General features: G+C 65.7%; 23 protein-coding genes and 1 pseudogene. 18 read left to right on the top strand and 6 right to left on the bottom strand.

Going from position 1 to position 23,625, the window contains the following annotated elements; all coding sequences use genetic code 11:
* The first annotated feature begins 112 nt into the window (after positions 1 to 112).
* The 11 genes from AC066S_RS17625 to AC066S_RS17675 all read left to right on the top strand — a co-directional run bounded on the left by AC066S_RS17625 (position 113) and on the right by AC066S_RS17675 (position 12,095).
* Positions 113 to 1,153, top strand: a complete 1,041-nt coding sequence (locus AC066S_RS17625; protein ID WP_209311855.1) for a sugar-binding transcriptional regulator — start codon at positions 113 to 115, stop codon at positions 1,151 to 1,153.
* Positions 1,154 to 1,166: 13 nt separating this feature from the next.
* Positions 1,167 to 2,606, top strand: coding sequence for an ABC transporter substrate-binding protein (locus AC066S_RS17630; RefSeq protein WP_135169704.1), 1,440 nt, complete (start codon positions 1,167 to 1,169; stop codon positions 2,604 to 2,606).
* Positions 2,607 to 2,776: 170 nt separating this feature from the next.
* A complete protein-coding gene (locus AC066S_RS17635; RefSeq protein WP_205680441.1) occupies positions 2,777 to 3,703 on the top strand; it encodes a carbohydrate ABC transporter permease in 927 nt (308 codons plus the stop codon).
* A 16-nt stretch (positions 3,704 to 3,719) separates the two neighbouring features.
* Complete coding sequence (locus AC066S_RS17640) at positions 3,720 to 4,577, top strand: carbohydrate ABC transporter permease (protein WP_126255511.1); 858 nt, start codon at positions 3,720 to 3,722, stop codon at positions 4,575 to 4,577.
* A 4-nt stretch (positions 4,578 to 4,581) separates the two neighbouring features.
* Complete coding sequence (locus AC066S_RS17645) at positions 4,582 to 5,688, top strand: ABC transporter ATP-binding protein (protein WP_126255512.1); 1,107 nt, start codon at positions 4,582 to 4,584, stop codon at positions 5,686 to 5,688.
* Between the two features lie 22 nt (positions 5,689 to 5,710).
* Positions 5,711 to 6,826, top strand: coding sequence for an ABC transporter ATP-binding protein (locus AC066S_RS17650; RefSeq protein WP_135169703.1), 1,116 nt, complete (start codon positions 5,711 to 5,713; stop codon positions 6,824 to 6,826).
* The gene (locus AC066S_RS17655) at positions 6,823 to 8,403 is read left to right on the top strand and encodes an FGGY-family carbohydrate kinase (RefSeq protein WP_135169702.1); all 1,581 of its coding nucleotides are present in this window, start codon (positions 6,823 to 6,825) and stop codon (positions 8,401 to 8,403) included. Before AC066S_RS17650 ends, AC066S_RS17655 begins: the two co-directional genes overlap by 4 nt.
* Entirely contained in the window at positions 8,396 to 9,436 is a 1,041-nt protein-coding gene (locus AC066S_RS17660; protein WP_135169701.1) for a 2-hydroxyacid dehydrogenase, read from the top strand. The genes AC066S_RS17655 and AC066S_RS17660 overlap by 8 nt, the downstream gene beginning before the upstream one ends.
* Before the next feature lie 19 nt (positions 9,437 to 9,455).
* The gene (locus AC066S_RS17665) at positions 9,456 to 10,214 is read left to right on the top strand and encodes a class II aldolase/adducin family protein (protein WP_135169700.1); all 759 of its coding nucleotides are present in this window, start codon (positions 9,456 to 9,458) and stop codon (positions 10,212 to 10,214) included.
* Complete coding sequence (locus tag AC066S_RS17670) at positions 10,214 to 11,722, top strand: glycerol-3-phosphate dehydrogenase (protein WP_135169699.1); 1,509 nt, start codon at positions 10,214 to 10,216, stop codon at positions 11,720 to 11,722. Before AC066S_RS17665 ends, AC066S_RS17670 begins: the two co-directional genes overlap by 1 nt.
* Positions 11,723 to 11,939: 217 nt before the next feature.
* A complete protein-coding gene (locus AC066S_RS17675; RefSeq protein WP_478270236.1) occupies positions 11,940 to 12,095 on the top strand; it encodes a hypothetical protein in 156 nt (51 codons plus the stop codon).
* A gap of 37 nt (positions 12,096 to 12,132) precedes the next feature.
* Here AC066S_RS17675 and AC066S_RS17680 read toward each other — a convergent pair whose 3' ends face one another.
* A complete protein-coding gene (locus AC066S_RS17680) occupies positions 12,133 to 12,729 on the bottom strand; it encodes a UbiX family flavin prenyltransferase (protein WP_135169698.1) in 597 nt (198 codons plus the stop codon).
* A complete protein-coding gene (locus tag AC066S_RS17685) occupies positions 12,726 to 14,255 on the bottom strand; it encodes a UbiD family decarboxylase (RefSeq protein ID WP_478270237.1) in 1,530 nt (509 codons plus the stop codon). Before AC066S_RS17685 ends, AC066S_RS17680 begins: the two co-directional genes overlap by 4 nt.
* Positions 14,256 to 14,355: 100 nt before the next feature.
* Here AC066S_RS17685 and ubiT point away from each other — a divergent pair, with 100 nt between their 5' ends.
* From ubiT to AC066S_RS17705, 4 genes are all read left to right on the top strand, one after another.
* Positions 14,356 to 14,901 (top strand): ubiquinone anaerobic biosynthesis accessory factor UbiT, encoded by a 546-nt coding sequence (gene ubiT, locus AC066S_RS17690; protein ID WP_126255520.1) that lies wholly within the window; start codon positions 14,356 to 14,358, stop codon positions 14,899 to 14,901.
* Complete coding sequence (gene ubiU / locus AC066S_RS17695; protein ID WP_167767553.1) at positions 14,901 to 15,878, top strand: ubiquinone anaerobic biosynthesis protein UbiU; 978 nt, start codon at positions 14,901 to 14,903, stop codon at positions 15,876 to 15,878. Before ubiT ends, ubiU begins: the two co-directional genes overlap by 1 nt.
* A 26-nt stretch (positions 15,879 to 15,904) precedes the next feature.
* On the top strand, positions 15,905 to 16,849 hold the full coding sequence (ubiV, locus tag AC066S_RS17700) for a ubiquinone anaerobic biosynthesis protein UbiV (protein ID WP_135169695.1): 945 nt from the start codon (positions 15,905 to 15,907) through the stop codon (positions 16,847 to 16,849).
* Between the two features lie 102 nt (positions 16,850 to 16,951).
* A complete protein-coding gene (locus AC066S_RS17705; RefSeq protein ID WP_478270238.1) occupies positions 16,952 to 17,809 on the top strand; it encodes an SDR family oxidoreductase in 858 nt (285 codons plus the stop codon).
* A 303-nt stretch (positions 17,810 to 18,112) separates the two neighbouring features.
* On the opposite strand, the gene AC066S_RS17710 is transcribed toward AC066S_RS17705, so the two are convergent.
* Positions 18,113 to 18,628 (bottom strand): YciE/YciF ferroxidase family protein, encoded by a 516-nt coding sequence (locus AC066S_RS17710; protein WP_126255524.1) that lies wholly within the window; start codon positions 18,626 to 18,628, stop codon positions 18,113 to 18,115.
* 86 nt (positions 18,629 to 18,714) lie between these two features.
* Here AC066S_RS17710 and AC066S_RS17715 point away from each other — a divergent pair, with 86 nt between their 5' ends.
* Together AC066S_RS17715 and AC066S_RS17720 are read left to right on the top strand one after the other, a co-directional pair.
* Complete coding sequence (locus tag AC066S_RS17715; RefSeq protein WP_126255525.1) at positions 18,715 to 18,909, top strand: hypothetical protein; 195 nt, start codon at positions 18,715 to 18,717, stop codon at positions 18,907 to 18,909.
* Between the two features lie 52 nt (positions 18,910 to 18,961).
* Positions 18,962 to 19,219 carry a hypothetical protein gene (locus AC066S_RS17720; protein WP_126255526.1) on the top strand — a complete coding sequence of 86 codons (258 nt, stop codon included), beginning with the start codon at positions 18,962 to 18,964 and terminating at the stop codon, positions 19,217 to 19,219.
* A 36-nt stretch (positions 19,220 to 19,255) separates the two neighbouring features.
* Here AC066S_RS17720 and AC066S_RS17725 read toward each other — a convergent pair whose 3' ends face one another.
* The gene (locus AC066S_RS17725; RefSeq protein ID WP_135169693.1) at positions 19,256 to 19,606 is read right to left on the bottom strand and encodes a RidA family protein; all 351 of its coding nucleotides are present in this window, start codon (positions 19,604 to 19,606) and stop codon (positions 19,256 to 19,258) included.
* Between the two features lie 212 nt (positions 19,607 to 19,818).
* Here AC066S_RS17725 and AC066S_RS17730 point away from each other — a divergent pair, with 212 nt between their 5' ends.
* Positions 19,819 to 22,140: a molybdopterin guanine dinucleotide-containing S/N-oxide reductase gene (locus AC066S_RS17730; RefSeq protein ID WP_135169692.1), complete on the top strand. Its 2,322-nt coding sequence runs from the start codon at positions 19,819 to 19,821 to the stop codon at positions 22,138 to 22,140.
* Here the strand turns inward: AC066S_RS17730 and AC066S_RS17735 are convergent.
* Positions 22,068 to 22,571: pseudogene (locus tag AC066S_RS17735) on the bottom strand (helix-turn-helix domain-containing protein); the annotation flags it as partial. The gene AC066S_RS17730 and the pseudogene AC066S_RS17735 overlap by 73 nt on opposite strands.
* A gap of 259 nt (positions 22,572 to 22,830) precedes the next feature.
* A complete protein-coding gene (locus AC066S_RS17740) occupies positions 22,831 to 23,538 on the bottom strand; it encodes a hypothetical protein (protein ID WP_135169691.1) in 708 nt (235 codons plus the stop codon).
* Between the last annotated feature and the right edge of the window lie 87 nt (positions 23,539 to 23,625).

The raw sequence follows: 23,625 nt of genomic DNA on the forward strand, positions 1-23,625 counted from the left end.
CGATGCGTGCGCGGCAAGATTGCACCGCAGCACGTTTGGGGGATTGACGTTCCAACCCGTCTCTGCAATTTTTTGCAAGACGTGAAGAAAATTGCAAGAGGGCTTCTCCGGCGTGGCGATACCTTCCGACAGGCTGCCGATGGTTGACGGTGAGGCGTCGCTCGCAACGCGCGCGGCGTGGCTGTATTTCGCCGCCGGGCTGACCCAGTCCGAGGTCGCCGACCGCCTCAACATCCAGAGCACCAAGGCGCATCGGCTGATCGCGCGCGCCAGCCGCGAGGGCATGATCCGCGTCTTCGTCGAAGGTCCTGTGGCCGAATGCGTCGCGCTGGAGAACACGCTGGTCGAGCGCTACGGCCTTGCCTTCTGCCGCGTCGCGCCCGATCTCGGCGAGGGCGAGCTGCCACTCAGGGCCCTGGCGCTCGAAGGCGCGAGCTTCCTGCGGCAGAATCTCGAGCGCGGCGAGGACAAGATCATCGGCGTCGGGCATGGCCGCACGCTCGCAGCGGTGGTCGAGCAGTTGCCGCAGACGCCGGCGCGCAGCGTGCAATTCGTCTCCCTGCTCGGCGGATTGACGCGGAAATTCGCCGCCAATCCATTCGACGTCATTCACCGGCTAGCGGAACGCACCGGGGCGGAGGCTTATCTCCTGCCGGTGCCGGTGTTCGCCAATTCGGTCGCCGACCGTGCGGTGTTGATGAAGCAATTCGGCATCGCGGAGGTGTTCGCGCTCGCGCGCAAGGCCTCGCTCCTGTTTGTCGGCATCGGACAGATCCATGCCGAGGGCTTCCTGGTCTCGAGCGGCATGATCAGGCCGGACGAGGTGGTCGAATTGAAGCGCGCCGGCGCCTGCGCCGACCTGCTCGGACATTTCTTCAACGCCAACGGCGAGCTGCTGGACATCGACCTGTCGGCGCGTGCGACCTCGATGGAGGGGGCGGACCTCAGGAAACATCGCATCGTCGCCATCGGCGGCGGTCTCGCCAAGGTGACGGCGCTGCGCGCGGTGCTGCGCAGCGGCCTCCTGCACGGTCTCATCATCGACGAGGTGACCGCCCAGGCCCTCGCAACCGACAAGCCGGAGGCTACATCCGGCAAGGGCAAGAACAACAAGACCAAGAATAAGCGACAGAAGGGAAGTAAACGCGCATAACGGGAGGTTACCCATGTACGATCGCGAGAAGAATCTGTTCGACTCCTACGCCGCCAAACGCGTCAGCCGGCGTGATCTGCTGGATGGCGCCGCCAAGCTCGGCATCGCCGGCGTTGCTGCCAACGCGGCCTATGTCTCCGCAATGTCGCGGGCCATGGCGGCGGACTTCAACTGGAAGGCCTATAGTGGCAAGACGGTCAAGCTGCTGTTGAACAAGCATCCCTATGTCGATGCGATGATCGGCGATATCGAGGCCTTCAAGGCGCTGACGGGAATGAACGTCGCGTACGACATCTTCCCGGAGGACGTCTATTTCGACAAGGTCACCGCGGCGCTGTCCTCGAAATCGGACCAGTACGACGCCTTCATGACCGGCGCCTACATGACCTGGACCTACGGTCCGGCCGGCTGGATCGAGGATCTCAACGCCTACATCAAGGACCCCGCAAAGACCAACCCGGCCTTCGCCTGGGACGACGTGCTGCCCGGCCTTCGTTCCTCGACGGCATGGGACGGCGTTGCCGGCTCCGAGCTCGGCTCGGGCAAGGCCAAGCAATGGTGCATCCCGTGGGGCTATGAGCTCAACAACATCACCTACAATCGCAACATCTTCGACAAGGTCGGCGTCAAGCCGCCGAAGAATCTCGACGAGCTGCTCGACGTCGCCGCCAAGATCACCAAGGACGCGGGCGGACCTTACGGCGTCGGCGTGCGCGGCTCGCGATCGTGGGCCACGATCCATCCCGGCTTCCTCTCGGCCTATTCGAATTTCGGCCAGAAGGATTTCGTGATGGAGGGCGGCAAGCTGAAGGCCGCCATGAACACCAAGGCCTCCAAGGAGTTTCACGAGAAATGGGTCAAGATGATCCAGACCTCGGGGCCGAAGAACTGGTCGACCTACACCTGGTACCAGGTCGGCACCGATCTCGGCGCCGGCGCCTCCGGCATGATCTTCGACGCCGACATTCTCGGCTACTTCATGAACGGCGGCGAGAACAAGGAGAGGGGCCATCTCGGCTATGCGCCGTTCGCGGCCAATCCGGCCGCCAAGGCGCCGACGCCGAACGTCTGGATCTGGTCGCTTGCGCTCTCCAGCTTCTCCAAGCAGAAGGACGCGACCTGGCTGTTCATGCAATGGGCGGCCTCGACCGAGCACGATCTGTTCGGCGCCCGCAAGATGGATTTCGTCAATCCGGTGCGCGCGTCGGTCTGGAAGGACAGCGAATTCCGCGATCGGATCGCAAAGTCCTATCCGGGCTATCTCGAGCAGCATGATCTGTCCTCGCCGGGTGCCAAGATCTACTTCACGGCCCAGCCGCTGTTCTTCGACCTGACGACGGAATGGGCGGCTTCGCTCCAGAAGATGGTAGCCAAGGAGGTCAGCGTCGACGAGGGACTCGACAAGCTCGCCGACAGCATCAACCGCCAGCTCAAGCAGTCAGGCCTTGGTTGAACGGCCTTGGTTGAACAGCCTTGGTTGAACAGCCTTGGCTGAGCTTGCCGCCTACGATGCCTTGCGTGGCGCCCATTCCTCCGCGCCACGCCAACTCGCCGGTTCGGAACGCCCATCCGGTCCGGGCCGGCGATGTTGAAGCCAATGCGTGATCCCGTATCATCATGAGCATGGTCCAGTTGTCCCAGACGAATGTGCTGCCGCGCCGCACCACGAGGCTGCGCGGGCGCATGCTGCCCTATCTGCTCAGCCTGCCGGCCCTGCTGGTCTGCATCGCCATCCTCGTGCCCTTCGTGACGGCGGCGATCTATTCGCTCCAGCGCTACCGGCTGAACCTGCCTCATCTGCGCGGCTTCATCGGGGTCGACAATTACATCGACTTTCTCTCCGATCCCGCCTTCTGGAACACGCTTCGCATCTCGCTCACCTATACCGCCTTGACGGTGGTGCTCGAGCTGCTGCTCGGCCTCGGCATTGCCCTGCTGCTGCGGCGGCCGACGCGCTTTCACAATGCGGTGTCCATCGCGCTGCTGCTGCCGTTGATGACGGCGCCCGCGATCGCGGCGCTGATGTGGAAGCTCATGACCAACCCGAGCTTCGGCATCCTGTCCTATCTCGTGAGCCTGCTCGGCGTGCACGACTTCAAATGGGCGTCCGATCCTTCGAGCGCATTGTTCACGGTGGTGCTGGTGGACGTCTGGGTCTACACGCCCTTCATCATGATCCTGCTGCTGGCGGGCCTGCGCTCGCTGCCGCGGCAGCCGTTCGAGGCCGCGGCGCTCGATGGTGTCCCGGCCAGCTTCGTGTTCTTCCGCATCACGCTGCCGATGCTCGCGCCCTACATCATCACGGCGTCGCTGTTTCGCCTGCTGGATTCGATCCAGCAGTTCGACATCATCTATGCGATGACGCAGGGCGGTCCCGGTGACCGGCTGATGGTGTTCCAGGTCCAGGCCTATCTCGAATTCTTCCAATACACCAATGTCGGCCGTTCGGCGGCACTGCTGATGATCCTGTGGCTGATCACCAATATCCTGTCGAACATCTTCATCAAGAACTGGCTGCGCCTGCGGGCGCGCGCCCACGGCCACGCGTGAGGCACGGGAGGCGGCGATGGATCATTCCAGTCTCGCAGGACGAATCTTCCGCGGTATGGCGCTCGCGCTCGTGCTCGTGTTCTTCATGTTTCCGATCGTCTGGATCTTCCTGATGTCGTTCCAGGCCAACGAGCAGATCCTGCGGATTCCGCCGCACATCCTGTTCGAGCCGACGCTGGCCAATTACCAGGCCTTGATCTCGGGGCAGCTGCGGACCGCTGCCGGCAATCTCGAAATATCCTTCATGCGCAACCTCGTGAACAGCTTTGCGCTGTCGAGCGCTGCCGTGGTGCTGGCCCTGCTGCTCGGCGTGCCCGCGGCCTACGCCTTTGCGCGGTTCAAGTTCCGGCTCGGCGAGACCATCGCCTTCACGCTGCTGTCGTTCCGCTTCGCGCCGCCGCTGCTGGTGCTGTTGCCGCTGTCGCTGTACTACCAGCAGCTCGGCCTCAACGACACCTATTTCGGCATCGTCTGGGTCTATCAGCTCATCGCGCTGCCGCTGATCCTGTGGATCGTGCGCGGCTATTTCGAGGACATCAGCCCCGACATCGAGCATGCCTATCGCCTCGCCGGTCATACCTGGCGCGAGGCATTCACGCGGATCGCGGTGCCGCTCGCAGGACCTGGCATCGCGGCAGCCGGCCTGCTGTCCTTCATCTTTTGCTGGAACAATTTCGTGTTCGCACTGATCCTGGCCTCGGCCGACAAGCAGCCTGTGACCGTGGGTGCGCTGGCGTTCGTCACGGCGTCCGGCATTCAGTACGGCCAGATCGCAGCCGCGATCGTGCTCTCGGTCACGCCGACCCTGCTGCTCGCGCTGTACGCGCAGCGCTATCTGGTCGAAGGCCTGTCGCTCGGTGCGGTGAAAGGCTGACAGCATGGCGCGTCTTGAACTCAACGCCGTCGGCAAGTCGTTCGGCCCGGTCCGCTGCGCCGAGGATTTTTCGCTGGCGGTCGAGCCCGGCGAAATCGTCGCGGTGTTCGGTCCGTCCGGCAGCGGCAAGACCGTGCTCCTGCGCATGATCGCGGGCATGTTCGAACCGGACGAGGGAGACATCCTGGTCGGCGGTCGATCGATCGTGGGCGCGCCGCCCGAGCAGCGCGGGATCGGCATGGCCTTCCAGAACTTTGCCCTGTTTCCCCACATGAGCGCGCAGAACAACATCGCCAGCGGCCTGCGAGCCAAGGCGGGCGCCGCGGAGGTGGCGAGCCGGGTCAAGTCGATCAGCCGGCTGCTGAAGATCGAGCATGTGCTCGGCCACAGGCCGCGCGAATTGTCGAACGGGCAGAAGCAGCGCACCGCGCTCGCGCGCGCCCTGATCGGCAACCCGGATGTGCTGCTGCTCGACGATCCCTTGCGCAATGTCGATGCCAAGCTGCGCTACGAGATGCGGCTCGAATTGCCGAGCCTGCTGCGGCGGAGCTCGGCCGCAGTCCTCTACGTCACCCAGGACTATCGCGAGGCGATGGCGATCGCCGACCGGATCGCGGTGCTGGTCGACGGCCGCCTGGTGCAGGTCGCGCGTCCCGAGGAGATCTATGCCAGGCCCGCGTCGGTTGCGGTCGCGCGCCTGTTCGGCGATCCCAGCATCAATCTCGCGGAGGTCGAGCCGGTCGCCGCGCAGGGCGGGCTCAGCGCGCAGGTGGCGGGGACGCCCGTGCGGCTCGACGCCGCCGATCTCGCGATCGTCGATCACGGTCCGTGCTGGCTCGGCGTGCGTCCGGATGATCTCGTCATCAGCCGCCAAGCCGGCGAAAACGCCATGCCGGCGCGTATCGTCGCGGTCACGCCGATGCACGAGAAGGCCGTGCTGCTGCTGCGCTTCGCCGACGGATCCGAGTGGCTCGCCGCCCTGCCGCAGGGCTCGGCCATGGCGAGCGCGGAGGACGGGGTCTTCGTTCGCTTCGCGCCGGAGACGGCGCTTCTGTTCGACCGTGCAACGGGTCTGCGCGTCGGACTGTCGCATCGACGGCAGGCGGCATGAGGAGACCGGGATAGGCATGGGCATGCTCGAGATCAGCAAGGTCGACAAGGTCTATCAGAGCCGCGGCAAGCCGCCGGTCCATGCGGTGCGCGCGCTCGACATGGAGGTCGGCAAGGGGGAGATCGTCGCGCTGCTGGGCTCGTCGGGCTGCGGCAAGACCTCGACCTTGCGGATGATCGCGGGCTTCGAGAGCGTCACCTCGGGGGCGATCACGCTCGGCCGGCGCCGGATCGACCAATTGCCGCCGGCGAAGCGCAGGGTGGCGATGGCCTTCGAAGGCTATTCGCTCTATCCGCCGCTCACCGTGCGCGAGAACATCGCCTTCGCCCTGAAGGCGCAGCAGCTCTCGTATGCCGAGGTGACCCGGCGTGTCGAGGCGATCGCGCAGCTGGTCGAGATCGCCGATATCCTGGACAGCTATCCACGCTCGATTTCCGGAGGGCAGCAGCAGCGTGTCTCGCTGGCGCGCGCCCTGGTGCGCGATGCCGATCTGTATCTGCTGGATGAGCCGATGGGCCAGCTCGAGCCGCAGCTGCGCGCGGTGCTGCGCGGACGGATCAAAGGCTTGCTTGCCGAGCGCGGCATGACGGCGATCTTCGTCACCCACGATCAGACCGAGGCGAGCGCGCTTGCCGACCGCATCGCGGTCATGGAGGATGGCGTGCTTCAGCAGTTCGCCAGCGAACGGGAGCTGAAGGATCATCCGGCGAACCTGTTCGTTGCGAGCTTCATCGGCGAGCCGCCGATGAACCTGCTCGAGACCGAGGTGGCGCAGGCCGATGGCGGTTTTCGCCTCTCGATCGGGGCGGATCTCGCGTTCAACTTGGAAGGGCAAACGCTCGATGCCGCCGCCGGCCGCGCGCTCGCGCAGAGCACGCGCCTGCGCGTCGGCATAAGACCGCAGAAGATCGCCGTCGGCAGCGGCGATGTGCGCGTGCGCGTCGTCTCCAACCAGTGGCTGGGCGACCAGTCGCATGTCGCAGGCGAATGCGACGGCCGCCTCCTCATCGCGGTGACGCCGAACAAGATCACAGCGCGGCCCGGGGACATCCTGCCGTTCGCGCTGGAGGCACGGCATCTTCATTTGTTTGGCGCCGACGGCAACTGCATTCACCATGCGGAGGCAGCCCGACCATGAGCATCTTGCCTGGCCGCGACGTCATCATCGGCATTGATGCCGGCACGTCCCTGATCAAGACGGTCGCGTTCACGCGCGACGGGCGGCAGCTCGGCGAATACGCGCTTCCGAACAGCTACACGACGTCAGCCGGCGGCCATGTCGAGCAGGACATGGCGCGGACCTGGAACGACACAATTGCCGCCCTGCGCGGCCTGGTGGTGGCGATCCCCGATCTCGCATCGCGGCTCGCCGCCATCGCGGTGACGGGCCAGGGCGACGGCACCTGGCTGATCGATGATGACGGCCGTCCCGTCGCGCCCGCCTTGCTGTGGCTGGATTCCCGCGCGGCCGGCCTCGTCGAGCGGATCCGCGACAGCGAGCGCAATGCGGCGCTCTATCGGCGGACCGGCTCGGGGCTCAATGCCTGCCAGCAAGGACCGCAACTGGCCTGGTTGCAGGCGCATGCGCCCGAGACCCTGTCGCGCGCCCGCACCGCCTTTCATTGCAAGGACTGGCTGTATTTCCTGCTCACCGGCGAGCGTGCGACCGATCCGTCGGAGGCGACCTTCTCCTGCGGCGATTTCCGCAAGCGCCGGTTCGACGCCGAAACCGCGCGCCTGATCGGGATCGCCGATTGCATGCCCCTGTTTCCCGACGTCGTCGACGGCGTCGTGACCACGCATCCGCTGAACGCCGCCGCGGCGCGCGAGATCGGTCTGCCGCAGGGCGTTCCGGTCTCGCTCGGCTATGTCGACGTGATCTGCAATGCGCTGGGGGCCGGACTCTACGATCCGGCTCCCGATGTCGGCTGCACCATCATCGGCTCGACCGGCATGCATATGCGCCTCGCGCCCAGCGCCGATGCGGTGGTCCTCAATGCCGAGGCCACCGGCTATACCATGCCGTTTCCGGTCTCCGGTCATTATGCGCAGATGCAATCGAACATGGCGGCGACGCTGAATATCGACTGGCTGCTGGACCTCGCACGCGATCTGCTCGCCGCCGAAGGTATCGCGCGCTCGCGCGCCGATCTGATCGGACGGCTCGATGAGCGCGTCATGCAAGCGCAACCCGGCGAACTCTTGTTCCACCCGTTCATTTCCGATGCCGGCGAGCGCGGCCCGTTCGTCGCGCACGAGGCCTGCGCGCAATTCCTGGGGTTGCGCACCCGCCACGGCTATTGGGATCTGATGCGGGCGGTGATGGAAGGGCTCGCCTTCGCCGCCCGCGATTGCTACGCCGCGATGGGCGCACTGCCGCGCGACCTGCGCATCACCGGCGGCGCGGCGCGGAGCCGCGCTCTGGGCGCGATCCTTGGCGCTGTGCTCGAATGCAACGTGCGCGTCTGTAGCCGCGGCGAGGCGGGCGCTGCCGGCGCCGCCATGATCGCGGCGGTGGCGACCGGCCTCTATCCGGACATGACGGCCTGTGCGGATGCGTGGGTGCGGCCATATCTTGCGACGCCGCAAACGCCGGACGCGGCATTGGCGTCGCATTATGGACGGCTGTTTCCGGCCTATCTGAATGCCAGGCTCGCGGCGCGGCCGGTCTGGAAGCAACTCGCGGCCGTGCGTGCGGGAGCCGGCCATGCCTAGCAAGATTGCCATCGTCGGGGACCGCTTCATGCTGCCGAAGGTCTTTGCCGAACGGATCACGGCGGCCTGTGGCAGCGCCATCGACATCCGCGTTCTGGAGCAGCCATGGCCGGACGAGCCGATGGAGCATGGCTATGCCGGCTCCAAGCTCGACGGACTGAAGGAGTTCATGGGCGATCCCGATGAGGTCGTGAACTTCATCGGCGACGCGGCATTGCTGGTGACGCATCTTGCGCCGGTCTCGCGATCGATGCTGCAGCGTCTGCCGGGCCTCAAATTCATCGCGGTCTCGCGCGGCGGCCCCGTCAACATCGACATGCAGGCCGCGCGCGACCACAGGGTGCTCGTGGTCAACACGCCCGGCCGCAACGCCAGCGCCGTGGCCGAGTTCACCATCGGCGCGATTCTCGCTGAAACGCGCCTGATCCGCAGCGGGCATGAATCCCTGCGCGGCGGCGAATGGCGCGGCGACCTCTATCGCGCCGATCGCACCGGGCGCGAGCTCGGCGAGATGACCGTCGGCATCGTCGGCTATGGCGCGATAGGCACCCGCGTCGTAAAGCTGCTCAAGGCGTTCGGCTGCAAGATCCTGGTGACGGACCCCTACGTCCAGCTCAGCGCGCAGGATCGCAATGACGGCGTCGAGCATGTCGGCCTCGGCGAGCTCCTGGCTCGCGCCGACGTGATCAGCCTGCATGCGCGCGTGACCGCCGAGACCACCGGCTTCATCGATCGCGCGGCGCTGGCGCAGGTCAAGCCGGGCGCCATCTTCATCAATACGGCGCGTGGCCCCCTGGTCGACTACCAGGCGTTGTTCGAGGCGCTGTCTGCCGGACGGCTCGGCGGGGCCATGCTCGACACCTTTGCCGTGGAGCCGGTGCCCGCCGACTGGCCGCTGCTGCAATTGCCCAACGTCACGCTGACGCCCCATATTGCGGGAGCCTCGTTGCGTACCGTCACCATTGCCGCCGATCAGGCGGCGGAAGAGGTTCGCCGCTATCTTGCCGGCGAGCCGCCGCTCAATCCGTGCTGAAGACGAAAGGTATCTTGCCATGACCCGCGAGGAGCGACAGTTGCGCGAGGCGATCATCGCCAAATGTCGGTGGATGAACGCTTCGGGCCTCAATCAGGGCACGTCGGGCAACATCTCCGCCCGCTACAAGGACCGGATGCTGATCACGCCGTCCGCGACGCCCTATGACGCGATGAAGCCGGAGATGATCGCCGCGATGCCGCTCGATCGCGACGACGGCTCCTGGGATGGGCCGTTGAAGCCGTCGACCGAATGGCGCTTTCATCTCGACATCATGCGCGGCCGTCCCGATGTCGGCGGCGTCGTCCACACCCATTCGACCTACGCGACCGTGCTCGCGATCGCGCGCAAGCCGATCCCGGCCTGCCACTACATGATGGCCGCGTTCGGCGGCAATGACATCCGTTGCGCCGGCTACGCGCGCTACGGCACGGCGGAATTGTCGGAGCTGGCGCTCGCCGCGCTCGAAGGCCGTAACGGCTGCCTGCTGGCCAATCACGGCATGATCGCGGTCGGCGCCAACCTCGACAAGGCGATGTGGCTGGCGGTCGAGCTCGAGACCATCGCGCGGCAATATTATCTCTCGCTTGCATTGGGATCGCCGCACATTCTCAGCGAAGCCGAGATCGCCGACACCGCGAAGGGATTCTCGACTTACGGTCTCCAGCGGCCCGAAGGTTCCAAGTCCAGGGCTTCCAGGCCGAAGCCGGGCAGGGCGGGCGCATCGGCAAAGGCGGCAGCGCGGCAACGGGTCGAGAAGAAGCGCAGCAGGACGTGATGACCGGGGCTGCGCCGCACGCGGGCAGGGATCACGGGCTGGTCGACATCGCCATCATCGGCGGTGGCATCAACGGGGCCGGCATCGCGCGCGATGCGGCGGGCCGCGGCCTGAAGGTTCTGCTGTGCGAGAAGGGTGATCTTGCCGAGGGCACCTCGTCGCGCTCGGGCAAGCTCGTTCACGGCGGGCTGCGCTACCTCGAATATTACGAGTTTCGCCTGGTGCGCGAAGCCTTGATCGAGCGCGAGGTTCTGCTCGCCTCCGCGCCGCACATCATCTGGCCGATGCGTTTCGTGCTGCCCCACTCGCCGGAGCAGCGGCCAGCGTGGCTGGTTCGCAGCGGGCTGTTTCTCTATGACCATCTCGGCGGTCGCAAGCATCTGCCGTCGAGCCGTGGTCTCGATCTCACGCACGCGCCTGAGGGCGCGCCGCTGCGCTCCGAGTTTCGCCGCGGGTTTGAATACTCGGATTGCTGGGTCGATGACGCCCGGCTCGTGATCCTCAATCTGGTTGATGCCGCGCACAACGGCGCGATCATCCTGCCCCGCACCCGCGCGTTGCGTGCGCGCCGGGAAGCGGGCGTATGGCACCTGGAGATGCAGGGAGATGACGGCGGCACGCTGATCGTCCGGGCGCGAGCGCTGGTCAATGCCGCAGGTCCCTGGGTCCAGGACGTCGTCCAGAGTGTCGCCGGGCTGAACTCCTCGCACAATGTGCGGCTGGTCAAGGGAAGTCACCTGGTTGTGCCAAAATTCTGGAGTGGGCCGCAGGCCTATCTGCTCCAGAACGCGGACCGTCGCGTCATCTTCGTCAACCCTTACGAGAGGGATCTGGCGCTGATCGGCACGACGGACATTTCCTATGACGGCGGCGTGGAAGACGTCGCGATCGACGAGGGCGAGATCGCCTACCTCCTGGGCGTGTTGCGCCGTTACTTTCGCGCCCCGCCGGACGAGCGGGAGATCGTTCATTCATTTTCCGGCGTAAGGCCACTTTACGACGACAATACCGAGAACCCCTCGGCGGTCACGCGCGACTACGTTTTCGAGGTTCACGGCGCAGAAGGCGTGCCGCCGCTGCTCTCGATCTTCGGCGGCAAGATCACGACCTACCGCCGGCTCGCAGAACACGCGCTGCAACGTCTCGAGCCATGGTTTCCGCAGATGTCGCCCAGCTGGACGGCGGGACCGAAGCTGCCGGGCGGCGACATCGGGAGTGACTTCGATGCCTTCATCGTCGAACTGGCGCGCGAATATCCCGATCTTCCGCGCAAGCTGGTCCATCACTATGCTCGCCTGTACGGCACGCGTGCGCGCGAGCTGCTGGGTCCGGCCCGCGTCTCGGCCGATCTCGGCCGGCATTTCGGTGGCGACTTTTACGAACGTGAGGCCGCGTTTCTGCGCGAGAAGGAGTGGGCCAGGGCGCCCGCGGACTTCCTGGACCGGCGTACCAAACATGGCTTGCATCTGACGGCGGCGCAACGGGACGCCTTTGCCCGCCTCATCTAAGTCGCCGCCACCATGGCGCGTCGCAGCGAAGCGTGCCCGATGCCGCCGGCCTGCCGCACCACGAAGCCATCCGAACCTCGATTAGTTGGAAGACGACGTGCGCACAACGTGCACCGGCCGATCAAGAAGATCTATCGACGGCAAGTGCCGATGGCCGCATTTCGAGGGATGTGACTTTGAAGTGCGTTGTGAGGGCGAGCACTTAACTGCTCTGCCGATGGAGCAGGATGAAACGCGTATCGATGACTGTCTGTGCTGGCTGGAATCGGCAATCTCCCCGATCGACGTCACCATGACGTTCGAGCCGCCCTGGCAGCCCTCGATGATCTCGCCGGGCGTGAGGTCATCGCTCGGCTTTGCCGAGGTGAATTGATCCGGCGAGGCGGCCGTGACGGGAGCCGCTGCGCCGGCTAGACGCCGTCGGAGCCCGATCCCGACCAGACCTTTGCGGGTGCGCGAAGCTTCGCGAGGTCGAGCAGGTTGATCGCCCGGGCGGCGATCTGGTCGATCACCTCATCCAGCGACTGTGGCCTCAGATAGAAGGCCGGCATGGGCGGGGCAATGATCGCGCCGATCTCGGTTGCCTGTAGCATGCTGCGCAAATGGCCGAGATGCAGCGGGCTCTCGCGGACCAGCAACACCAGCCGGCGCCGCTCCTTGAGCTGCACGTCGGCCGCGCGCGTCAGGAGGTTGTCGAGCTGCCCCCAGGCGATGGCCGAGAGCGTACGGATCGAGCACGGCGCCACGATCATTCCCGCGACCGGATACGAGCCGCTGGCGATCGCGGCGCCGACGTCCGAATGAGGATGTTGGCGGAAGGCGAGCGCGCGCAGCCGCGCCAGCGCATCGCTCCCCACTTCCTCGCTCAGCGTACGCTCGGCCGCGGGCGAGACCACGAGGTGCACCGCGTAGTGCGGATCGTCGGCCAGCAGCTCGACGATGCGCATGCCGATCGCGGCGCCCGAGGCGCCGCTGATGCCGACGATGAGGCCTTGCCGTCCGCTCATGTGGGGATCGGTGTGCGTGCGGGCGCACCGGAAAGGCCGAGGCTCGACCACATCGCATCGACACGTGCGACCACGGCGGGATCCATGGTCAGCGTAACGCCCCATTCGCGATCCGTCTCGGGTGGAATCTTCGTGGTGGCGTCGATGCCGAGCTTGCCGCCGAGCCCCGATTTCGGCGAGGCGAAGTCGAGATAGTCGATCGGCGTGTCGGTGATGGTCACGAGATCGCGCGAGGCGTCGCTGCGCGTCGAGACCGCCCACATCACGGCCTGCCAGTCGCGGACGTCGATGTCGTCGTCGACCACGATCAGGAGCTTGGTGTAGCTGAACTGCGGCAGCATCGACCACAGGCCGAGCATGAGCCGCCGCGCCTGGCCGGGATAGCGCTTCTTGATCGCCGCGACCGCGATGCGGTAGGAGCAGGCCTCCGGAGGCAGCCAGCAATCGGTCACTTCGGGGAATTGCTGACGGATCAGCGGGACGAACAGGCGGTTGAGCGCCTCGCCGATCCGCGACGGCTCGTCCGGCGGCCGGCCCGTGAAGGTCGAGAGGTAGACGGGCTGCCGCCTGTTGGTGATCGCGGTCACGCGCATCACGGGGAATTCCTCGACGGAATTGTAATACCCGGTGTGATCGCCATACGGCCCCTCGGGCGCGGTCTCGGTGGCCGAGACGAAGCCCTCGACGACGATCTCGGCCTCGGCCGGGATCGCGAGCGGGACAGTGAGGCATGGCGCGAGATCGGGCCGTTCGCCGCGCAGGATTCCGGCGAAGCGCAGCTCCGACATGGTCTCGGGCAGCGGCAGCACCGCGGCCAGGATGGTGGCTGGATCGGCCCCGATGACGATCGCGACCGGCATGTCGCGCCCGATCGCCTTCCATTGCTGGTGATGGCGGGCGCCGCCGCGATGCGCAAGCCAGCGGATGATGGCGCGGTCGCGACCGAGCACCTGGATGCGGTAGACGCCGACATTCTCCTCCTGGTCGGCCGTGGCGGAGGCCGGCGGCACGGTGATCACGAGCGGCCAGGTGATCAGCGGCGCCGGCTCGCCGGGCCAGCAGATCTGCACCGGCAATCTCGCGAGATCGATGTCGGGGCCCATCGCGACGCAATCCTGCACCGGGGCGGCCGCGCGCGTGCGCGGGCGCGTCGCCAGTGCCGCGCGGGCGAGTGGAAGCTTGCCGAAGGCCTCCCTGATGCTGTTGGGCGGTCGCGGCGCGCGCAGCTCGGCCATCAGCTGGCCCAGCTCTTCGAGGCGGTCGGGCGTGATCCCCATGCCCCACGCGATCCGCTCGACCGTTCCAAACAGATTGGTGAGGAGCGGCATCTCCGAGGGGCGGCCGTCGGCCTTGACGGGCTGCTCGAACAATAATGCCGGTCCGTGTGCCCCGAGCACACGCCGGTGGATTTCCGTGATCTCGTGGACGACGGAGACTTTCTCGCGAATGCGTCGCAACTGCCCCCGGCTTTCGATGAAGCGCAGGAAGTCGGCAAGGTCGCGGAAGCGCGGCACATCACGTTGCAACTGGAGAAGCTCCCAAAAAATCACAGCTAGCCGGCCTGTTTTTGGTCTTCATTGTTCCGGCTCAAATACAGCGGCGTACATTCCGTCCAGATGTGGCGTCATGAATGACCCGTCCGCCGCATCGTCCGGTCCGTTGCCGACGATTCCGCCGCTTGTCGCATTGGCCATGCGTCCGCTGCCTCTGCTGCCGTTGCAGCTCGCTCTCGGCGCTGTCCTGCGGGGCATCCACCGGCGCAACCCTGCGATATTCGACCGGCTGGGCGTGCACGCCCGCGCGCGGTTCGGCATCAGGCCGATCGATCTGCCCTTTGCCTTCGTGGTCGAGGCGAAGCCGCCGCGCCTGTCCGTCGTGCGCGAGCTGCCGCAAGGTCTGGATGCGCGCATCTCGGCTTCGCTCGCCAATCTGCTGGCTCTGCTCGAAGGCAGGGTCGATGGCGATGCCTTGATGTTCTCGCGCGAGCTCGTGGTCGAGGGCGATGTCGAGGCGGTGCTGGCGCTGCGCAATGCGATCGACGACGCCCAGCTCGATCTCGCCACTGAACTGTCTTCGCTGTTCGGCCCGCTGGGCGCGCCGGCGAGGCGCGTGTTCGATGCCGCCCGGGGTCATGTGATCGGCTCATCGGGGCAAAGCGAGCAATCGAGATGATGGAACTGATCTGTCCCGCCGGGACGCCGGCGGCGCTGAAGAGCGCCATCGATGCCGGCGCCGACGCGATCTATTGCGGCTTCAACGACGAGACCAACGCGCGCAACTTTCCGGGGCTGAATTTCAGCCGCGACGAGCTGCGCAAGGGGATCGCGCTGGCGCATGGTCGCGGCGCGAAGATCCTTGTGGCCATCAACACCTTCCCGCGCGCCGCCGCCGTCGACATCTGGCATCGCGCCGTGGACGATGCGGTGAGTGCCGGAGCCGATGCACTGATCCTCGCCGACATCGGATTGATGGACTACACGGCGCGGCGCCATCCGAGCCAGCGCTTGCACGTCTCGGTTCAGGCCGCGGCCGCGAATCCGGACGCCATCGCCTTCTATGCCGAAAATTTCGGGGCGCGGCGCGTCGTGCTGCCGCGTGTCCTGAGCGTGCCGGAGATCGCCGAGATCACCCGGGAGTCGGCCTGCGAGACCGAGGTCTTCGTGTTCGGCGGCCTCTGCGTGATGGCCGAGGGGCGCTGCTCGCTGTCGTCCTATGCCACCGGCAAATCGCCGAACATGCAGGGCGTCTGCTCGCCGCCGAGCCATGTGACCTACGAACAGACCGCGGAGGGGACCAAGTCCAGCCTCGGCGGCTTCACCATCAACCGGTTCGGGACGAGCGAGCCCGCCGGCTATCCGACGCTGTGCAAGGGCCGTTTTTCGACCGCACAGGGCGCTGCTTACATTTTCGAAGATCCCGTCAGCCTGGACGCCACGACCCTGCTCAGGGGTTTGCGCGATGCGGGCGTGACCGCGCTCAAGATCGAGGGCCGCCAGCGCGGCCGCGCCTATGTCGAAAGCGTGGTGCGCCATTTCCGCCATGCGCTCGCGGCGCTCGAGAGCGGCAGCGAGACGGACATTGCGGGCCTGAAGCCGTTCACCGAAGGACAGGCCTGCACGCTCGGCGCCTATCGCAAGACCTGGCGTTGATCCTCTCGAATATGTGAGATCCAGCGATGCAGCTCAGCCTCGGTCCAGTTCTGTACAATTGGGCGCCGGAACGCTGGCGCGACTTCTATTTCCGTATCGCCGACGAAGCGCCGGTCGACGTCGTATCGGTCGGCGAGATCGTCTGCTCGAAGCGGTCGCCGTTCATCGCCGATCACATCCCGGCCGTGGTCGAACGGTTGCAGAAGGCAGGCAAGCAGGTGCTGCTGGGCTCGCTGATCCTGGTCTCGCTGCGGCGCGAGCGCCGCCAGACCGAAGAGCTCGCTTCGGCCGAAGGCGTGCTGGTCGAGGTGAACGATCTGACCTGTCTCAGGGCGCTCGCAGGCCGGCCGCATGCCATCGGGCCCTTCGTCAACATCTACAACGAGGCGAGCGCGGCCTTTCACGCCGCGCAGGGGGCGGAGCGCATCTGCCTGCCGCCCGAGTTGCCGTTGGCCTCGGTGGCGGCGATCGCGAAGGCCGTTCCCGATGTCACGATCGAGCTGTTCGCGTTCGGCAGGGTGCCGCTGGCGATCTCCGCCCGCTGCTATCATGCGCGCCTTCACAAGCTCGCCAAGGATAATTGCCGCTTCGTCTGTGAGAAGGATCCGGATGGTCTGATTCTGAACACGCTGGAGCAGCAGGATTTTCTGACCATCAACGGCGTGCAGACCCTGTCTCACACCTGCGCCAATCTGCTTGGGGAGGCCGGCCTGTTGCGCGAGAGCAATGTCGGCTCGCTGCGCCTGTCGCCGCAGGATTGCGACATGGTCGCCGTCGCCAGGACCTTTCGCGACGTGCTCGACGGTCGCGACGATGTCGACGGCGGCAACCGCCGGCTTGCGGCGGCCTATCCTGGTGTGCCGTTTTCGAATGGGTTCCTGTGGGCGGAGCCGGGTCACCTCTATCGTCAGGCCCGATCGGGGGATGCGCACGGCCCGGTGTCGCAGATCGGGGCCGTCCAATCCGGATAGAGCTAGGGTTTCGTCCGGATAATCCCAGGAAATCGCCAGGAAATCGCCAGGAACAGTTTCGGCGGCGCTCCGTTAGCGCAGCAAACTTCCCGGGAGTTGTCCATGACCGATTATCCAAAGCCTCCCTATCCGCCGCAGCAGCAACCGATGCCCGGTTCGACGCGGGCGATGCGGCCTCGGCCGGATCATGGCGAGGAGAGTTACAAGGGCGCCCGGCGCCTGGCAGGAAAAAAGGCGCTGATCACCGGCGGCGACAGCGGCATCGGCCGTGCGGTCGCGATCGCCTATGCGCGTGAAGGTGCCGACATCGTCATCTCCTATCTGAACGAGGACGAGGATGCGGCCGAGGTCAAGGCGCTGGTGGAGCGGGAGAGACGCAAGGTCGTCCTGATCCCCGGCGATATCAGCAATCCCGATCACTGCCGGTCGATCGTGCGTCGTACTGTGGAGGAACTCGGCGGCATCGATATCCTGGTCAACAATGCTGCGCATCAGGCCACGTTCAAGGACATCGCCGACATCAGCGACGAGGAATGGCAGCGCACGTTCGCGACCAACATCCACGCCATGTTCTATCTGACCAAGGCCGCCGTCCCCCATATGCGGCCGGGCGCTGCGATCATCAACACGGCGTCGGTGAACTCGGACATGCCAAACCCGACGCTGCTGGCCTACGCCACGACCAAGGGCGCCATTCAGAATTTTACGGGTGGGCTTGCCCAGATGCTGGCCGAGAAGGGCATTCGGGTCAACGCGGTGGCCCCGGGTCCGATCTGGACGCCGCTGATCCCGTCGACCATGTCGGAGGAGAGGGTCAAGAACTTCGGCAAGCAGGTCCCGATGCAGCGCGCCGGCCAGCCGGCCGAGCTCGCAACCGCCTATGTCATGCTGGCCGATCCGCTCTCGAGCTACACTTCGGGAGCGACGCTCGCCGTCACCGGCGGGAAGCCGTTCATCTGATCATCTGATCGAACGCGCCTGGAGCGTGTTGAGATCTGAGCGCACGCCTCGTCCTTCGAGACGGCCGCTTCGCGGCCTCCTCAGGATGAGGCTAAGCAGCATTCGTGCTTGTCGAAACGATTGCCGCGCCACCCAGTCCTCATCCTGAGGGCCCGCCAACGGCGGGCGTCTCGAAGGATGGCCACAGGCGAGATCACCCCAACGCACTAGCCCGGCGGCACGCGGGGGCGATGTTTCGCATTCCGCTCTAGCAGAGGATCGTGGCGGCGCCGGAGGCCGGGCCGCCACGTCTCAATCGGCAGATCAGGCGGCGTTGGACGCCTTGGCGTTGACGCCCTTGCGCAGCGCCACCGTGTTCAGCTTGGTGTTGGCCGCCTTCTCCTCGTTCAAATTGGTCGTGAGGAAGCGCACGATGTCGTCGTGGCCGAGTTTTTCTGCCCAGGCGATCAGCGTGCCGTAGCGGCATATTTCGTAGTGCTCCACAGCCTGCGCGTTGGCGACGATCGCGGCGTCGAGCACGGCCTTGTCCTCGATCTCACCGGCGGTCGCGTCGGCTTCCTCGATGAGGCCGTCGATGGCCGGACACTGCGTGCCGCTGGGCTCCTTGCCGAGCTTGGCGAACACTTTGTCGAGCCGTTCAACCTGCTTGTTGGTCTCGTCCAGATGCGCCTTCAGGCCGGCGGCGAGGTCTCTGTTGGTGGCCTTGTCGATCATCTTCGGCAGCGCCTTCAGGATCTGCCGCTCCGCGTAATAGATGTCCTGCAGCCCGTGCAGCAGCAGGTCTTCCATCGATTTGATGTCCTTGGTGAAGAAACCCATAAATGACGCCTCCTTTTCACAATGATGGCAGTGGAACGCTCCACGGCGGCAGCTGTTCCATTCCGTGTCCAGACCAGGAGAGCCGAATGAACGATGGAATTGATCATCTTGCGAGCCTGCTCGGACGCGCGGCGATGGACGTGTGGGGCGACATGCCGCGCGACATCCAGGAAGCGCTGTTCGAGACCGCCATGAAGGGACGCGAGACCGAGCGCGAGGACCTCGCCCGGCTGCTGCACGAGCGGCATCCACGCACGCTTCATCCGGCCCGCCCGGGATGATGCGGGGAAGCGGAACGATCGTGCCGGCTCATGATTGGTAAAACTGAGTGACGTGTCGCCGAATGGCTTCGAGCAGGCCGCGGCAGGCGCATCGCGGACCGTTGATCAAATCTGTGAGTTGATCGCCGTGACTGAGGTGAACATCGGAAAATGGTACGACCCGATCTCGGAACGATGGATCGTGCCTCGCGAAACGCACACCATCGTCCGATATGGTCAGCCCGGCGCCGAGAAGGCGCCGGACGGGCACGAGAGAGGCGAGACGCAGCGGATCTGGCAGCTGCTGGTCGATTGCTGCGCACGTGGATGATGCCGGCGGGCCCCGGCGCCGGGCGTTGGCGCGCCGCTATGGCCGGGCGGCAATGGCCGTCATCTCGAGCTTGACGCCCGGACCGAGGTCGGCCACGCCGATTGCGGCACGTGCCGGCAGATGAGCTTCGGCAAAGTGCGCTTTCCAGGCTGCGTTGAACTCTGCCTTCTCCTTGAGATCAGCCATGTAGATCGTCACCTGCAAGACGTGGGCTGGATCGGATCCGAGGGTCTTCAACAGCTGCGTCAATTGGGTGAGTACGTCGTTGGCCTGGCCCGACATATCGAGGCTGGTGTCCTCGGGGACGATGCCGCCGATGTAAAGCACGCCATTGTGCTCGACCACTTCGTGGAGCAGACCTTCGTACGGCAAGACGCGTTTGATCATGAGGAGTCCGTTGTCGCTGTGAGAGCAGCGGCATATCGCACATTCCAGGCAAACGCGAGCGCCGGAGTCTGCGAATCGCAGCCGCATGGTCCGGCGAGGGGTTGCCAGCCGTCCTCGCGCACGACAGCCCCGCGTTTCTGTCGGCGCTGATCTCGACGACATCCCGGCCTGATCGGTATACTGCCACCTCGTACCGGAACAAGGAACACATGATGGACGATACGATTGGCTTTCCCGACCCCGGTCTTGACCTGTCGGACGGCTTCAGGCCGCACACCTCGCATTGGGGCGTGTTTTCCGCGCGTCAGGGCGCGGCCGGCCTCGAGGTCAGGGCCTATGCGGGCGATCCCGATCCGAACGGCATCATCGACAATTTTCCCGGTGCGCTCCGCCACCAGGCGCGCATCGCCCAGCCGGCGATCCGCCGCGGCTGGCTCGAGCGCGGGCCGGGCCCCGACAATCGCCGCGGCCGCGACGAGTTCGTCCCGGTGAGCTGGGAGAAGGCGCTCGATCTGCTCGGCGACGAGCTCGGCCGCATCCGCGATACGCGCGGGCCGGGCGCCGTGTTCGGCGGTTCCTATGGCTGGTCGAGTGCCGGGCGTTTTCATCATGCCCAGAGCCAGGTGCATCGCTTCCTCAACATCGCGATGGGCGGCTATGTGCGCTCGGTGAACACCTACTCTTCCGGTGCGTCCTCGGTGTTGCTGCCGCAGATTCTGGCGGGCTACGAGGACATCACCAAGCGCAACGTCACCTGGGAGCAGATCGCGGCCGAAACCGAGATCGTGCTGGCCTTCGGCGGCATGGCGCTGAAGAACTCCATGGTGGCCGGCGGCTCGATCAGCAAGCACGTCGAGCGCGGCGCGATGGCGGCGGCGCGGCTCCGCGGCTGCGAATTCATCCTGGTCAGCCCGCTGCGTGACGATTTGCCGGTGGAGGCCGGTGCCGAATGGATGAGTTGCGTGCCTGGCACCGATACCGCACTTATGCTCGGCATCGTCCACACGCTGGTGACTGAGGGGCTGCACGATCAGGCCTTCCTCGATCGCTACACCGAAGGCTGGCCGGTCTTCCTGCGCTATCTCACCGGCGAGAGCGATGGTCAAGCCAAGCACGCCGAATGGGCTGCGGCGATCTCAGGCGTCGCGGCCGACACGATCCGAAAGCTGGCACGCCGCGCCGCCGGAAAGCGGGCGCTGATCACCGTCTCGCATTCGCTGCAGCGCGCCGAGCATGGCGAGCAGCCGGTGTGGATGGGCATGGTGCTGGCGGCAGCCCTCGGCCAGATCGGCCTTCCCGGCGGGGGCTACGCCTATTCGCTTGGGGCGATCGGCTATTACGGCCGCCGCGTCAACGACGTGCCGGGGCCGACGCTGGGGCAGGGCCGCAACGGCGTCGCCGATTTCATTCCGGTGGCCCGCATCGCCGACATGCTGCTGGGTCCCGGCTCCACCTATCGCTACAATGGCGAGACGCGCACCTATCCGGATATCCGTCTCGTCTATTGGGCCGGCGGCAATCCTTTCCATCATCACCAGGATATCAACCGCCTGCGCACGGCCTTTGCGCAACTCGATACGTTCGTCGTGCACGAGCTGGCCTGGACTGCCACGGCCCGGCACGCCGACATCGTGCTGCCCGCGACGATGACGCTCGAGCGCGAGGACATCGGTTATTCCACCAACGATCCCCTCATGGTCGCCATGCACCGGATCGCCGAGCCGTTTGGGCTGGCGCGCGACGATTACGATATCTTCGCCGATCTCGCCGAGCGTTTAGGGGCCGGCGAACCCTTCACCGAGGGGCGCACGTCGCGGCAATGGCTGGAGCATCTCTACGAGCCGACCCGCGCCTCGCTCGCCAAGCGCGGCCTGGAGGCGCCGAGTTTCGACGAATTCTGGACGCGCGGCAGCCTGGTCGTGCCGCAGCAGCCCGATGACGGCGGCCGGCTGCGTCGTTTCCGTGAGGATCCCGTCAATCACGCGCTGCCGACGCCGAGCGGCCGCATCGAGATTTATTCGGCGAAGATCGCGGCCCATGGCGATGCCGATTGTCCGGGGCATCCGGTCTGGCTGGAGAAGTCCGACATGCCGAAGCCCGGCTCGCCGTGCTTCCTCGTCGCCAATCAACCGGTGACGCGCCTGCACAGCCAGCTCGATTTCGGCGGTCATTCGCTTGCTGCCAAGCATCGCGGCCGCGAGGTCGCCCGCATGAATCCGGTCGACGCGGACGCGCGCGGCATCAGGGATGGCGACATCATCCGCCTGTTCAACGCGCGCGGCGCCTGCCTTGCCGCGGTCCACGTCACCGACGGCATCGCCCCCGGCGTCGTGCAGCTTCCGACCGGTGCCTGGTACGATCCGATGGATCCGGAGGACGAGGCACCGCTCTGCGTTCACGGCAATCCCAACGTGCTCACCCGCGACGTCGGCACCTCGTCCCTGGCGCAGGGCTGCACCGGTCAGCTGACGACGGTCGAGGTGGAGAAGTTCACCGGCAATCTGCCGCCGATCCGTGCGTTCGATCCGGCATAGGGAGCGCCGGCGACCCAGTTGCCCTCCGGGGAAGGACGACGCGGTGGAGGCGCTTCGACCGCGAGCCGTTTGCCTTTGCCGGCAAGGCGCCAGCGCGCCGGAGACTCGCCGCTGATGCGCTTGAAGACCGTCGAAAAATGCGCCTGCGTGCTGAAGCCGACGGCCAGCGCGATCTCCGCCAATGGACGCTCCGTGGTCGCGAGCAGCGTCTTCGCATGCTCGGTCCGGTGACGGAGCAGATATTCGCGGGGACGGCAGCCGGTCGCGGCGCGGAATTGTGCCGCAAAATGCATCCTGGACAGGCCGGCGACATGGGCAAGCTCCGCCAGGCTGATGCAACGGCCGAAATGATCGGCGATATGTTGCTCGACCCGCCGCAGCCGCCATTTCGGCAAGGCATTGACCCCGACGCGCGGCGATTCCATCCGTGCTCGGGCCGGACCATCGGCCTGCGCCGCCTGCAGATTGTTCGACATCGCTCGTCCCTTCCTGGCTTCGCCGCTGTTTGCGACGCCCGGCACCGCGCAAACCAATGCTTTCCATGCTCGGAGGATAGACCCGAGCGGACCAGGACTCTCGTTAGGGTTGATGAGGATCTGTTAGATTTTGTGCGCCCCGGGGTGCGACAGCCCGCCGCAGAGCTCGTCATTTCGATGCTGAAAATTCGATCCACTCCCGGATTCACAGGCGTTACTCGAACACGGCGTCGAATATTTCGACATCCATCAGCACGGGCTTGGCGGCGACGGTTCCATCCGGCTGCAAGGTCTGAATGCGTCGGAGCGTCGGCAGCACGATGCCGCCAAAACTGTCATGTGCCCAGGAGGCGTGTGCGATCTTCATCCCGAACAGCGCGTGATCCGTGCGTCGCTGCAGGCCGCTCTGGTCGAAATAAAAGATCTGCTCCGAGGCCAGCGTGATCAGGTTCGCCGGGAATTGCGCCCGCAGCCGGCGCCAGGTTTCAGTGCTGTCCTGCCAAGGTGACAGCTCCTCGGTCACGACATCGGGGTGCGCAAGCAGGAATGGAATCGTCAGGCAAGTCCAGATCGCGACGCCGCAGAAGAAGACGAGATGCAGCTCGTCCGCAAGCGCGGACGAGCCGGCCTCGGCAAACGAAAGGACGGGGTTGCTCCAGGCCTGCAGCACTTCGCCATCCAGCTTCTCGATGGTGATGGCGTCGGGTTGAAAGGAGCCGGAGCGTTCGCCTCCCGTGATGCCGGTGAAGCGGAGCGATTGGGTGTGGGTCGAGCCATCCGCGGTCACATCCTTGAACTCACCGGCATGTCCGGCACCGGAGAACAGCGACCCGCCAACGGAAAGGTGGAGCGTGAATCGCTTCAAGCTGTTCCAGCGGGTCATCCCGCCGCTGGCATCGATCACGTCATCAAGAAGCGCCATGTCCCGCCATGTCCACCTTGCAGTGCCTACACCATGGCCGGGCGTATGCGGCTTGGCGTGTTAGAATTTGTTAAGACTTGCGAGTGG

This window comes from Bradyrhizobium sp. CFUWI, assembly GCF_056429085.1.